Origin of the sequence: Rhodococcus ruber (genome assembly GCF_016804345.1) — a bacterium.
In the GTDB taxonomy this organism is placed as follows: Bacteria; Actinomycetota; Actinomycetes; order Mycobacteriales; family Mycobacteriaceae; genus Rhodococcus; species Rhodococcus ruber.
This window is the reverse complement of the sequence record NZ_CP044211.1, coordinates 1,046,930-1,060,019: the sequence shown is the minus strand read 5'-3', so window position 1 is coordinate 1,060,019 and position 13,090 is coordinate 1,046,930. Positions and strand designations below refer to the sequence as shown.

At 68.8% G+C, this 13,090-nt stretch carries 10 protein-coding genes; all 10 read right to left on the bottom strand.

The genetic code is table 11. The features are described 5' to 3' along the window. Nucleotides 1-133: 133 nt before the first annotated feature. The 10 genes from F1734_RS04965 to F1734_RS04920 are packed head-to-tail and all read right to left on the bottom strand — an operon-like array spanning nt 134 to nt 13,087. A complete protein-coding gene (locus tag F1734_RS04965) occupies nt 134-1,546 on the bottom strand; it encodes a DHA2 family efflux MFS transporter permease subunit (protein WP_082061330.1) in 1,413 nt (470 codons plus the stop codon). A 49-nt stretch (nt 1,547-1,595) separates the two neighbouring features. Then, complete coding sequence (locus tag F1734_RS04960; RefSeq protein WP_010594558.1) at nt 1,596-3,122, bottom strand: flavin-containing monooxygenase; 1,527 nt, start codon at nt 3,120-3,122, stop codon at nt 1,596-1,598. Next, complete coding sequence (locus F1734_RS04955; RefSeq protein ID WP_017680946.1) at nt 3,119-3,964, bottom strand: SDR family NAD(P)-dependent oxidoreductase; 846 nt, start codon at nt 3,962-3,964, stop codon at nt 3,119-3,121. Before F1734_RS04955 ends, F1734_RS04960 begins: the two co-directional genes overlap by 4 nt. Next, nucleotides 3,961-5,313 carry a cytochrome P450 gene (locus F1734_RS04950; RefSeq protein WP_102031128.1) on the bottom strand — a complete coding sequence of 451 codons (1,353 nt, stop codon included), beginning with the start codon at nt 5,311-5,313 and terminating at the stop codon, nt 3,961-3,963. Before F1734_RS04950 ends, F1734_RS04955 begins: the two co-directional genes overlap by 4 nt. Next, a complete protein-coding gene (locus F1734_RS04945) occupies nt 5,310-6,653 on the bottom strand; it encodes a cation:proton antiporter (RefSeq protein WP_010594561.1) in 1,344 nt (447 codons plus the stop codon). The genes F1734_RS04950 and F1734_RS04945 overlap by 4 nt, the downstream gene beginning before the upstream one ends. Nucleotides 6,654-6,662: 9 nt before the next feature. Then, nucleotides 6,663-8,453, bottom strand: a complete 1,791-nt coding sequence (locus F1734_RS04940) for an NAD(P)/FAD-dependent oxidoreductase (RefSeq protein WP_010594562.1) — start codon at nt 8,451-8,453, stop codon at nt 6,663-6,665. Between the two features lie 4 nt (nt 8,454-8,457). After that, the gene (locus F1734_RS04935; RefSeq protein ID WP_010594563.1) at nt 8,458-9,378 is read right to left on the bottom strand and encodes an alpha/beta hydrolase; all 921 of its coding nucleotides are present in this window, start codon (nt 9,376-9,378) and stop codon (nt 8,458-8,460) included. Further along, the gene (locus tag F1734_RS04930) at nt 9,368-10,273 is read right to left on the bottom strand and encodes an alpha/beta fold hydrolase (protein WP_203011395.1); all 906 of its coding nucleotides are present in this window, start codon (nt 10,271-10,273) and stop codon (nt 9,368-9,370) included. Before F1734_RS04930 ends, F1734_RS04935 begins: the two co-directional genes overlap by 11 nt. A 1-nt stretch (nt 10,274) precedes the next feature. Continuing rightward, on the bottom strand, nt 10,275-11,690 hold the full coding sequence (locus tag F1734_RS04925) for an NAD(P)/FAD-dependent oxidoreductase (protein ID WP_010594565.1): 1,416 nt from the start codon (nt 11,688-11,690) through the stop codon (nt 10,275-10,277). After that, the gene (locus F1734_RS04920; RefSeq protein WP_010594566.1) at nt 11,687-13,087 is read right to left on the bottom strand and encodes an NAD(P)/FAD-dependent oxidoreductase; all 1,401 of its coding nucleotides are present in this window, start codon (nt 13,085-13,087) and stop codon (nt 11,687-11,689) included. Before F1734_RS04920 ends, F1734_RS04925 begins: the two co-directional genes overlap by 4 nt. Between the last annotated feature and the right edge of the window lie 3 nt (nt 13,088-13,090).

The window sequence follows — 13,090 nt, the reverse complement described above, 5'->3', positions numbered from 1 at the left end:
GGAGCCCGGGGGTCGGCACGAGCGATTTTCCGGCGGGGGCGCCGTCCCGAACCGAGCGCGACGTGCGCCGCGGCATCGAGGATCCGATGCCGCGGCGCACGACGCGACCGGCGGGTCCGCCGCCGGGCTGCCGCTACCGGAGCGCCTCGGCGGACGCTCGGCGCGACCTCATCCCCATCGCGGTGGCGGCACTCGCGAGCGCGACCACTGCGATCGCCCACCATGCGTACGTGAACACCGCCAGCGTCTCGGCGTCGGCGGAACCGAACTCGCCGAGAATGGCGACCAGCATGGACACGCCCAGCACGTACCCCATCTGACGGCTGGTGTTGACCACCGCACTGCCCGTGGACACTCGTGCGGGCGGCAGATCGACCGTGGCCTTGGCCAGGAGGTTGGGCAGCGAGAAGCCGACGCCCACACCGACGAGGAGCCAGCCCGGCAGCACCTGCGTGGCGTAGTTCACCTCCTCGGTGGCGCTGACGGCCAGCATGATCACCCCCACGCCGACGAGCACGTTGCCGATCGCCACGAGGGTGGACGGTGCGAGACGATTCGACAGGCGCTGGCTCACCGCCGCGAAGATCGGCACCATCAGCGGGCTGGGTGCCACCGCCAGACCCGTGACCAGGGCGCTGTAGTGCGCACCCGTCTGCAGGCGGAGGATCACGCTCAGCAGTACCGCGCCGAAGGCCGTGCAGAACAGCAGGGCGGTGACGTTCGACCAGAAGAAGGACCGCACCCGCAGCAGCGCGGGATCCACGACCGGCGCCGGGTGCCGTCGCATCCGGACGGCCACTGCGGCGAGCCCGACGACGGCGACCGCGAAGGCAGTCAGGGTGCCGGTTCCCGACCAGCCCCACTCCTGCCCCTTCACCAGCGCGAGGGCGAGCGAGCCCAGGGCCACCGCGAGCACCGCCGCGCCGAGGACGTCGGGAATCCGCGTCACGGTGGCGTCCTTCGTCTCGGGCAGCAGCACGACGGCCCCCACCACCGCCGCGATGCCGACCGGCACGTTGATCAGGAACACCCACTGCCAGGACACCTTCACGAGCGCCCCGCCGATCACCGGCCCGACCGCCGCGGCCAGGGAGGTCGACGTGGCCCAGATCTTCACCGCAGTGGCGCGCCGCTCGGGCGGCAGTGCCGTCAGCAGCAGACCCAGGCTCGTGGGAGTCAGGGCCGCCGCCCCGACCGCCTGCAGGACCCGGAATCCGACGAGCCACCAGAGCGTCGGACCGAGCGCGCACGCCAGACTCGCGACCGTGAACACCACGAGCCCGACGACGAACCCCGCTCTGCGACCGTAGCGGTCGGCCAGCCGGCCGGCCGGAATGAGCAGGGCCGCATACACAATGGTGTACGCATTCAGGACCCAGCTCAGGTCCGCCAGGGACGATCCGGGATACCCCTCCCCGATCGCGGCGAAGGCGACGCTGACGACGAACACGTCGAGCATCGCCATGAACGCCGCCGAGCACAGTACGAGCAACATGAGATTGGACCGGTCCCGAACCGGGGCGTCACCCGTCTGCTCGCCGACCATCGTCCGACTTGATTCGACCATGGCCCGACTCTAAACGGCTGACTATGGTCTACACAAGTCTGGTCCGGCCGGACGACGAAACATTCTGTCCCGGACAGTCTTCGCGTCGACGAGATGCTCCCGTGGACCCGAACGGCACGAGTGACCCCCGCAGCGACGTGCGCCGAAGGGTGAGAGCGTCGCGCACATAGTTCCTGGCCCGCCAGGGATCTCGATCTCCGTGACGCGGAAACCGATCGACCGACCGGCAGATGTACCCCGACGACAGGTCCAGGAAGGGACGCGCCGCCAGCGTCTCCTCCCGGCGCGGCACCACCGGCACCTGCCCGTTGCGGTCGATATGGCTCAGCACCCTGCACATCACGCGTGCGTTGAGATCCGCGCGCAACGTCCACGACGCATTCGCATATCCGATCCCCGCCGCGAAATTCGGCACCCCGGTCACCATCGTGCCCTGCCAGAGGAACTCGTCGGACATCGTCACCGGCCGGCCGTCCACGACGAAGTCGATGCCGCCGAACACCTGCATCTGCAATCCGGTTGCGGTGACGACGATATCGGCTTCGAGGACACGCCCCGACCGCAGACGAATCCCCGCGGGGACGAACCGGTCGACGTGGTCGGTCACCATCGTGACCGTGCCGTGCCGGATCGCGGTGAACAAATCCTCGTCCACGACGGCACACAGCCGCTGATCCCACGGCGCATAGGTGGGGGTGAAGTGCTCGGCGACGGTGTCCCGATCCCGCAGGGAGCGGGTGACCAGACGGGTCAGCAGCGACCGTGCGGCCCGCGGATACCGTCGACAGAACCAGTACAGCGAGCCGGTGAAGGCGATGTTCTTCGCACGCACCAACCGATGGGCTGCGAGCGGCGGCAGCACCGCCCGCGCCCAGTCCGCAGCGATGTCCCGGCGCGGCAGCGGGAACACCCACGTCGGTGAGCGCTGCAGCATCGTCACGTGCTCGGCGCGCTCCGCCATCGACGGCGCCAAGGTGATGGCCGTGGCTCCGCTCCCGATGATCACGACGCGTCGGCCCGTGTAGTCCAGTTCCCCGGGCCAGAACTGCGGATGGACCACCGTTCCGGTGAACGACTCGATGCCCTCGAAATCGGGGGTGTACGCGCGTTCGTAGTCGTAGTACCCGGCACAGGCGTAGAGGAACGCACACGTCACGGTGCGGCGGGCCGTCTCGTCCGGGCCGACCCGCTGTTCGACGGTGAGACTCCACCGCGAGCGGGCCGAATCCCACGACGCCTCGACGACACGGCTGTTGTACCGGATCCTGCCGGCGATGCCGCCCTCCGCCGCGGCCTCCTCGAGATAGTCCAGAATCGCCTGCCGGCCGGCGATCGCGTCCGCGCCGCGCCACGGCTTGAACGGGTAACTCAGGGTGAACATGTCGGAGTCGGATCGGACCCCCGGATAGGTGAACAGACTCCAGGTGCCACCGAGGCACGCGCGTGCCTCGAAGATCGCGAACGTCTTGTCCGGAAGTTCCCGCCCGAGACGACAGGCGGCGCCGATACCGGACAGCCCGGCCCCCACGATGACGACATCGAAGTGCTCGGTCATTTCCGGTTCCGATCCGCTGCGACGGTGAACGGATTGGTCACGGCCAGTACCCGCTGATACCCCGCTCCGGTCACCCGCTGAAACATGTCGAGCCCCTTCGCCTCCCAGCCGATCACCACGCGCGCCCTGCGACGTCGCACCCCGGCGACGATGGCCCGGGCCGCCATCTCCGGTGAATGGAACGCCAGCCGCCGATCGAAGATCTCCGCGACCGACGCCGCGTCGATCCCCCGAGCCGTCGTCGCGTTGCGTGCCACCGCAGTCCTGATCCCACCCGGATGCACGCACGTGACCCGGACCGGAAGCCGTTCGGCGATCATCTCCTGGCGCAGCGCTTCGGTGAACCCTCGGACGGCGAACTTCGCCGAGTTGTACGCGCTCTGCCCGCCCAGCGAGAGCAAGCCGAAAAGGCTCGAGATGTTGACGACGTGACCGTCGCCCGACGCGACGAGGTGCGGCAGGAACGCCTTCGTCCCGTGTACGACGCCCCAGTAGTCCACCGCCAGGACGCGTTCCATGTCGGCGAAGTCCGACTCCAGGACACTGCCGAAGTAGGCGATGCCCGCGTTGTTGTACACCTGGTGCACGATGCCGAACTCCGCCACCACCTCCTCGGCGTACCGCGAGACGGCGTCTCGATCGGACACGTCGAGAAGTGCCGTCGACACGTAGGCACCGTGGGATTCGCATCGGCGCGCAGTCTCGGCCAGAGTGCTGCCGTCGATGTCGGAGAGAGCGAGTCGCGCACCCCGACCGGCCAGGTTCTCCGCGAGTGCGCGGCCGATTCCGGACCCGGCACCGGTGACCACACAGGTCTTTCCCGTGAACACGGTCGGGCTCACAGCGTCACCGCCTTCGTGGTGCGTCGCCGGGCCACTACGCGAGCTCCCCGCGACGGAACGGTCGTGATGTTGCGTGCCTTCTGCTTCTCCGGACGCCGGCCGGGCGGGCTGAGATCGTAGGCGCGCAACACCTCCCGCAGGACGACCGTCATCTCCATGGCCGCGAACGCGGCACCCGGACACCGGCGTGCACCGCCGCCGAACGGAATCCAGGTGTTCGCCGCGGGCTGGACGCCCAGGAACCGCTCCGGCCGGAACTCGCCCGGTGATTCGTGATGCTCGGGGTCGGCGTGAACGATGCCGATCGCGGGGAGCACGGTGATGCCCGCGGGCAACCGGTATCCGCCCAGTTCCACGGGTGCGGTGAGCTGGCGGGCCACATCCTGGATCACCGGCTTGAGGCGCAGCGCCTCCTTGGCCACCGCGCCGAGATACTCGTCGTCCCCCGCGTCCGCCGCCTTCTGCGCGTCTGCCAGTACGCCGGGGTTGCGGACCAGTTCGTGGAAGGCCCATGCCAGCCCCGTGGCCGTGGTGTCGTGACCGGCCAGGAGAATGGAGATGAGCTGATCCCGCAGTTCTGCATCGCCGAGCCCACCGTCTGCGTCGTCCACCGCGGCCTGCACCAGCCGGGAGAGCACGTCGGTTCGGTCGTGCAGGTCGCCCGCGACCCGACGTTCGGAGATCTCGGCGTAGACGATCTCGTCGAATCTGCGCTGATGCTTCCAGTGCGTGCTCCAGGGCCGGATCCGCGCAAGCTTCGGGCTGTGCAGTCCCATCAACGTGATCGGGTCGATCTCCGTGATGTGCCGGATCGCGGGTCGCAACTCGGCGAGGCGGTCGGGCGCGGTGACACCCAGCACGACGGTGAGGATGACCTCCAGCATGAGGTCCTGCAGCCGCTCCAATGTGGCGAAGGGGCGGCCCACGGGCCAGTGCGCGACCTCGTGCCGGACCAGCGTGGTCACGTCGTCGCGGTAGCCCTGCAGCGCCCGAGCACTGAACGCGGGCGTGAGCAGCCGCCGGACCCGCTTGTGCCGGTCCTCGTCGGTGACCAGCACGGCGTGCTCGCCCATGACCGGGCGCATGATGGCGTTGCCCTCGCCGGCATGGTAGATCTCGGGGCTGCCGGCGAAGACCGTCCGGATGTCCTCCTGCCGTCCGAGCACCACCATGGGCCGGTACGGCGCGGTGGGCTCGATCAGGAAGGTGTCGCCGTAGCGCCGCGTGAGCACGGGATAGATGCGATGCCGCGCCAGCGTGAACAGCAGGGTCTGGACCACGGCGGGCAACCTCGGGCCGGGCGGCAGCGATGTCGGGGGATGCGAGGTTTCGGATCGGGACAGGGTCATCGTGGTTCCTCGAGTGAGACGGTGCCGGCCCCGGACCGGGACTCGGCGGGTCGCGCGCCGGGTTCCTCCGCGGCAGCGCGGTCGGAGCGGCCGACGGCGCGGCGCAGGATGGGCGGGGCCATGACGGACGTGACGACGGCGACCAGGACCAGGGCCGTGTACGCCTCGGTGCCGAGCACCCCCAGGCTCAGGCCGACGGTGGCGATGATCACCTCCACCACACCGCGTGCGTTCATCCCGGCCCCCAGGGCGATACATTCCGCGCGGTCGAGACCGCTGAGTCTGCCGCCGACGAACGCACCGGCAAACTTCCCGGCGACGGCCACGACGAGGAGCCCGGTCGTCGCCAGCAGGACACCGGGCCGGAGCAGACCGGACAGGTCCATCCGGAGCCCCGCGGTGGCGAAGAACAGCGGGGCGAGGACCGACATGACAACCGCATGCAGGGGTGCGAGGACCGGCGCGCGCACGCCGCCGGAGCCGATGAGGACGCCGGCGACGAACGCGCCCAGGATCGGCTCCAGTCCCATGGCATGCGTGGCCGCCGCACCGCCGAGGACGAGGATCACCGTCGTACTCACCATCGCAGTCGAATCGCGTGACGCCTCGGCGTGGCGCACCGCGCGGCGCACGAGCATCCTGCCGATCGTCGCGGCGAAGAGCACGACACCGGCGAGACATCCGACCGGCTCCAGCACGTCCGATACCCCCAGTGCCCCGGCCGTCACCAACGCGGACACCAGCGAGAGCAGGAACCAGGCGATGACGTCGTCGATCACCGCTGCGGACAGGACGAGCTGCCCGATCCTGCGGTCGGTCAGCCCGAGTTCCATGAGCACCTTGGCGATGACCGGGACTGCGGTCACGCAGATCGCCACCCCGACGAACATCGCGAAGATGGCCGGGCTCGTGCCCTCCGGGCGCATGGGGGGCGGCGCGATCGCACCGATGCCGACACCGAGTGCGAGGGGGATCAGCAGGCCGGCAAGGCTGATCTTGGCTGCCGGGCCGGCCAGTCGTCGCAGACGCCCGACGTCCACGTGCATTCCCGCCAGACCGACGAGCAGCAGTACGCCGAACTGGCCGACGGCGTCGAGAAGGTGGACCTGCCCGCCCTCCGCAGGGAACAGCCACCCCCACACGCCGGGAGCAACGTGCGCCAGGACGGACGGACCGAGCAGCACTCCGGCCAGCAATTCCCCGGCAAGCGCGGGCAGGCCGAGCCTGACCGCCAGGCCGCCGAGGACCCGCGCACCCAGCAACAGCACGGTGACCTGCACCAGGAACACCAGCAACCAGTGCGCCGGCAGCGGCGCGGTGAGGTCGAGTGCCAATGTCATCGGAGTCGCCTAGTCGAGTCCGCCGACCCGACGCCAGTCCCGGTTGCGATACGACACCATGTCGCGGGCCACCTGCATGCTCAGCCCGCTGCCGTGGCGCAGCTCCGACAGATACAACTTGCCCGCTTCCTTCGCCACTCCGGCGAATCCGTTGGTGAAGTAGGTTCCGCGGATGTGGGGCGGACTGGCGTACTTGCCCCACAACAGAAGCCGGGTCATGTCCCACAGCGTGAACTCACCCGTGGGCAGACGATTGTCCGGGTCGAGCGCTCGCCAACCGGTCCAGCGCGCGGACGGAACCAGCTCGCTCTCCTTCAGCGCGACGTGGATGCGATGGCCGGCCTCGGTCGCGTCGATCTCCTTGTCGCGGTATGCCTGCATCGCCGCGCACGCCGCATCGAACATCGCAGCGAACCGCGGATTGTCGACGGCCTGCAGCCCGCGGTAGGGCGGTTGCTCCAACCGGTCGAACACCGCCTTGTCCCTGGTCTTCTCGTACTCCATGACGGTCTGCATCTGCGCGTTGGCGCCGTACATGGTGGCCAGGCACCACACCCGGTGCCATGCATTCCACAGGTCGAAGTGGTCCCAGGAGGTGTACGAGAAGCTGACGAGATCGTCGTAGTACCGGAACGACCGCTTCGTCCAGGTCTGGACGTACTCGAACCGCTCCACCGAGAAGTCGTCCTCCCGGACGGCGGAGATCAGACGGTGACCGAGTGCGTTGAGGATCATCATGGTGACCGCGAGACCGCTGGAGAACAGCGGATCGATGAAGTCGGAGGCATGCGGGAGCAGGACCCAGCGATCGCCGACGATCCGCTTCGATGCGAACTGGCTCCGGTTCGAGGACGTGTACGGCCGCACCGCCCTGGCCGCCCGCATCTGCCGCTGGATCGTGGGAAAGCGATCGACGTGCGCCCAGAACTCCTCCTCCGGCGTCTCGCCGTCTCGTTTCGGGTACACGTCGATATCGAGATTGATTCCGACACTGCACAGTTGACTGGTGGTGCCCACGTGGTTGTCGAAGGGGATCACCCACGCCCAGCCGCCCTCGAACAGGTGGTGCAGCGTTCCCTGGGAGAACGGGCTCGGCATCAGGTGCTGCTTGCGCGGCGGGGCCACGCGGTCGAACGGTTCGACACCCACGAAGTGGTTGAAGATCGTGCGGGACCGGGTCCGGTACGGCGGGTCGATGCGCAGATCGAGCTGCTCGCCCAGCAGACTGCGCATGCCTCCCGCGTCCACCACGAAGCCGGCCCGGAAGTCACCGCTCGACGCGGTCCGGATGGTCGCCCCGTCGGAGTCGAAGTCGACCGCGGTGACCGGTGTGTAGGTCAGACCCGTCGCACCGTACGACAGCGCGACCTGGAACATGTAGGCGTCGACGTCCTGCCGGAAGAAGTGCGAATCCGGGCCGATGGGCGGGCTCCACGTCGGATGCTGTGTGCATTCCTCGGCCGCGAACGGCTCTCCTTCGCGGTGGTACGCGAATCCGAAATTGCGTTTCACACCGGATGCGGCACTGACCTTCCGGCGAAGTGTGTTGTGCCCGGCCAGGTATCCCAGCTCCGGGACGTCGTAGCGACGCGCCAGCACCCGCAGCCCGACGATCGTCTCCGGCACGGTCGATTCCCCGATCGCGAAGCGTGGGTGTCCGCCGGCTTCGATCATCACGACCCGGACGCCGTTGCGGGCGAGGATCGCCGCGAGCGCGGTTCCGCCGATGCCGCCACCGATGATGGCGACGTCGAAGGTGCGGGTGTCGTCGGCCACCTCGGGTCTACTGATTTCCAGCATCGTCTCAGCTCTCCTGGTTCGTCGAGATTGCGGCAGCCGGCACCGAGCTGGTGCGCTGCACGAAGTCCGCGAGCAGCTGTGCCACTTCGAACGGTTTGTCCTCGGGAAGCAGCGAACACGAGTCGGCGATCCACTCGAGTCCGGCATCCGCGAAATCCCCGGCGAGACGCTCGGCGTGTTCGGGTGGGAACACGCGATCCTCCCGGGACCACACGACCAGCACCGGCCCCGGGAAGTCGCCGAACGACTCTGCGGCCGCGAGGACAGCGCTCGGTTCCAGGCTGCGGAGCATACGGCGGAGGTCTGCGTAGACAGCGTCGCTCTCGAGGGCCGGGAGGACCCACGAGTCGGAGGTGGCCGGTTCGACCGGTCGACGCGCGAGCCAGCCGTAGGACATCGGGAGCCGCCGCAGGGCCCGGATGCGCAACGGGCCGAGGATCAGTTCACGCGCCGCCGGCGCGTAGGCGATGGCCTTCATGATCGCCCGGTACCGCCGCGGTGGGCAGTTGTCGTACGCACCGCCGGCCGTCAGGACCAGCCGTCGGACGAGGTCCGGCCGCGTCGTGGCAACCAGTTGAGCGACGGGGGTGCCGCCGTCGTTGCCGACCAGCGTCACCTCACGCAGATCGAGTGCTTCGAGCGCCTCCGTCACGATCGCCGCCAATCCGGCGAAGGACAGATCCGCGTCGGGCATCGGGACGGAATGGGCGCCGAAGGGAAGGTCCAGCGCGATGCAGCGGAAGCGCCCGGACAGAGCGGCAACCACCTTGCGCCAGACGTTCGCATTCGTGAGTGGACCGTGGAGGAGAACGATCGGTTCACCGGCACCGGCCTCGAAGTAGGCGAGCCGGCCGGTGGACAGTGTGAGCTCGCGCCGTGTGCCGAGACTGCGATGGCGCCACCATGCGCGACGATCATCGGTCATGTGGGACTCTCGTTTCGGTCGTGGTGATGAAGTGGGAGACGAGTGCGGCCACCCGCTCGGGTCGGTCCTCGGGTGCGAGGGTGTAGGCGTCCTGGATCCACTCCAGCTGTGCATCCGGAAAGTCCCTCGTGAGCCGGTGCGCATTGGCAGGCGGACAGAATCGGTCCTCCCGGGACCACGCGACGAGGACGGGACTGTCGAACCTGTCGAAGTGCCGCGCTGCTTCCAGTGTGTGCCGCGACTGCAGACCGGTCACCACTCGCGCCAGGTCCCGACGCACTCCGCGATTCCGGATCGCCGGCAGCACATACGAATCCGAGATGTGGGGCGGAAGTGCTCGTCGGGTGAGCCAGCCCTGGGCGATCGGCAGACGCCGCAAGGACCGCACCGTCATCGGCGCCAGAATCGGGAGCAGGCCTCCCGGCACCGACGCCGCGAGCTTGAAGAAGCCGAATGCCGCGGGCGGACAGTCACCGTACGCATCACTGGAGGTGAGGACCAGGCGTCCGACGAGATCGGGACGTTGTGCGACGACGAGCTGCGCGACCGCGCCGCCCGTGTCGTTCGCCAGCACGGTTGCGCCACTGAGCCCGAGCGTCTCGATCGAGTCGACGACCAGTCGCGCCAGCCCGGGGAGTGACAGGTCGACGTGGGGCACGCCGACGTCGTGCGATCCGAACGGCAGGTCGAGCGTCACGCACCGGAACTGCGTCGACAGCGGGGGCACGACTCGGCGCCACAGGTTCGCGTTGACCATCGCGCCGTGGACGAGGACGATCGGTTCGCCGTCTCCGCGTTCGAAGTAGCGTACCGCCCCCGACCCGATACGCACGTCGCCGCGTTCGCCGAGATCGGGATGCCGCCAGCCGGGCTGGAATCGATTGTGCACCGTCACGTCACCTCGCCTGCTTCCGGCCGAACTGCCGGTACAGCGATGCCCGCGCATCGTCGACGACGGAGACCACCGAGTTGTGCGGCCGACTCGCGGCACGGACCATGGACACCGCCGCGGGCAGACCCATCAGCCTGCGTGGGTTGTACTCGTGCCTCAGCATGAGCGTGAGATTGTCCCTGCGCCGCCGGGACGCACTGATGTATCGGAACAGTTCGATGTCCACCGAATTGGTCGGAAGACCCAGTCCGATCGACCGGGAGAAGTAGTACATCGGACGCGCTTCGGCGTCGCGTTCCTTCCACCACCGTCGGGTAGCGCGGTCGATGGTGCGCGGGCTCCCCCATTCCGGCAGCACCGTGCGGGTGAACATCCGCACCTGCCGCAGGGCATCGGAGATCCCCTGGCCGGTGATGACGTCCTTGAAGTGCCCGGAGTCGCCGATCAGCACCCAGCCCGGTCCCGCCGCCTCCCGGAAGTAGCCGTCCATCCGACGTACCTGGCGGACGTCACCGACCTGTTCCGCGGCGGCCATGAGACCGCGCAACGTGGGGATGATGCGCTGCGCGTTCTCCTCGAACACCTCCCTGTTCCGGTAGTCGCGGGGGTCGTCGCGGGGCGGCTGGGCGACCACCAGGGTCAGGCCGTCGTCGCACGGGACCATGAAGTAGATGTCGCGGCCGTCACGAACCAGCTGGAACTCGGGCGGCACCGGCAGATTCCGGTAGTACCGCCAGACGGCATCACGATCGTTGGTGGTGACCGCGTACTTGGCGGAACCCACGAGCTTGGCAACCGTCGAGTTCCTGCCGTCCGCACCCACGACCAGCGGTGCCAGGATCCGGATCTCGCTGCCGTCGGCTCTCGTCGCCAGCACCCCCCGCACCCGTCCGTTGTTCTCCTTCAGCAGCCGTCGCACCGTCACGCCGGTGCGCACCGGCACCCCGACGGCTTCGACCCTGCGGCGCAGGAGCTCGTCGAGGCCCGACCGTCGCACACACATCCGCGGCCACTGCGGGTGATGCACGGACATGTCCACTCCGTCCATGACCGTTCGAGTGGAATGCAGTGGTGGAGCACCGAACTCGTGCAACTCACGCAGCACACCCAGCTCGTCCCACAGCCGCAGGTCCTGCAGGTAGTGGGTGGAGAGCACATCCGTTTCCCGCTCACCACGATCGAGCAGCGCCACGCGCTTTCCCGCCTCCGCGAAGCGGACGGCGAGTGCACACCCCGCGATCCGGGCGCCGACGATCACGATGTCGGCGGTCTCGATGCACGGTTCACCGGTCGAGCTCGAGCTGCTCGCCCCCTCGCAGGATCCCGCACCGCTCGGCGGCACGGGATCCTGCGTCCCGGCACCGGGCGGGATGTCGTCCGTCGGCGGCGCCAGGACGGCCGAATCGATCTTCGCGCTCATGAGAAGACTCCTTCCTCGGCCGGAGCGACGCGTCCGGGCACGTCCTCCCGGGACTTCGGCGATCCGGTCCGCAGGTCGTGCCGATCGGCGAGGTCGAGCATCCGCAGGTATGCCCTCGTGCCGGCCTCGAGCGCGGGCTTCGGAAGTGTCAGGCCCCGCAGGCGGGTCCACGGCAGGGTGCTGTCGGCCGCGCTGCCGCCCACCGTCCGCCCGAAGCGCCAGGCGGAATCCACGGCGAGCGACAGACCGTGACCACACCAGGCGCCCGCGTAGAGGACACCGGGCCGTCCGGGCACCGGAGCGACGACCGGCAGCCGGTCCTCGGTGCTCCCGGCCAGCGCAGTCCATCTCGCCACCACCGGCACATCCTTCAGAATCGGGAATCTCTCACCGATCTCGCGACGAAGTCTCTGCTGTACCGCATCCGCGGTGCGGGCGTCGGGGACGGGATCGCCGGTCGGTACGACGACCGGTCCCCCGCCGAACACCAGCCGGTGGTCGGCGGTCATTCGGTAGTAGTTGAAATAGTTTCGCTGGTCGATGATTCCGCCACGACCGTTCCAGCCGAGGGCGGCGCGCTGTTCGAAGCTCAGCGGGTCGGTGGCCAGTACGTGAGCTCGGATCGTCACCACCGAGTTCGGGAAGGGATTGAGCTTCTGCGCGTACCCGTCCACGGCCAACAGGACACGGTCCGCGGTGATGTCGGCCGACGCGGTGTAGAGCTTGGTCGCACCCCCTCGTGCCGGCTGCATGTCGACGACACGACTGTGCTCGTGGATCTCGACACCGCGGCGGCGTAGTGCGTCGGCCAGACCGAGCAGCAGGCGGTACGGATCCACGAGCAGCACGTTCTCGTACGAGAATCCGGCCACGTATCCCGGTCCCGCCCGTTCGACGAGGTCCTGCGGCCCGAGCCACTCGACGCCGTAGCCGAGTTGTTCGAGGTGCATCAGGTGGGCCGCCATCCGCTCGCGCTGACGAGGCGTGAGCGCCGCGAGCGTGTGCGGTTCCTCTCGCGCATCACAGTCGATCTGCTCGGTCCGGATGAGCTCGCGCAGCAGGTTCACCCCGTGCTGGGAGGCGCCGAAGGCGGCGCGCGCCGTGGTGTCGCCGTACTTCCTCCTCAGCGACGCGAGCGGAATCTTCAGACCGGGACCGACGATGCCGGTGCTGGCGCCCGTCGCCCCCGATCCGATCCGGCCGGCCTCCAGGACGGTGATGTTCAGTTCGGGCCGTTCCCTGGCCGCGTAGTAGGCCGCGGTGAGTCCGGCGAGTCCGGCGCCGACGACCACGAGGTCGGCCCCGGCCGACCCGCGAAGTCGTGGTGCATCGGGGACGTAATCCGCCAGTTGCTTCCAGATCGGTGCCGTGTCCAGGCACCGGGTCGCATCGACCATTGT

What these genes read in the sequence shown, in the direction of transcription:
- F1734_RS04920 (WP_010594566.1), bottom strand. Translation starts at nt 13,087, where the DNA reads ATGGTCGATGCGACCCGGTGCCTGGACACGGCACCGATCTGGAAGCAA.
- F1734_RS04925 (WP_010594565.1), bottom strand. Translation starts at nt 11,690, where the DNA reads ATGAGCGCGAAGATCGATTCGGCCGTCCTGGCGCCGCCGACGGACGAC.
- F1734_RS04965 (WP_082061330.1), bottom strand. Translation starts at nt 1,546, where the DNA reads ATGGTCGGCGAGCAGACGGGTGACGCCCCGGTTCGGGACCGGTCCAAT.
- F1734_RS04935 (WP_010594563.1), bottom strand. Translation starts at nt 9,378, where the DNA reads ATGACCGATGATCGTCGCGCATGGTGGCGCCATCGCAGTCTCGGCACA.
- F1734_RS04945 (WP_010594561.1), bottom strand. Translation starts at nt 6,653, where the DNA reads ATGACATTGGCACTCGACCTCACCGCGCCGCTGCCGGCGCACTGGTTG.
- F1734_RS04950 (WP_102031128.1), bottom strand. Translation starts at nt 5,313, where the DNA reads ATGACCCTGTCCCGATCCGAAACCTCGCATCCCCCGACATCGCTGCCG.
- F1734_RS04940 (WP_010594562.1), bottom strand. Translation starts at nt 8,453, where the DNA reads ATGCTGGAAATCAGTAGACCCGAGGTGGCCGACGACACCCGCACCTTC.
- F1734_RS04960 (WP_010594558.1), bottom strand. Translation starts at nt 3,122, where the DNA reads ATGACCGAGCACTTCGATGTCGTCATCGTGGGGGCCGGGCTGTCCGGT.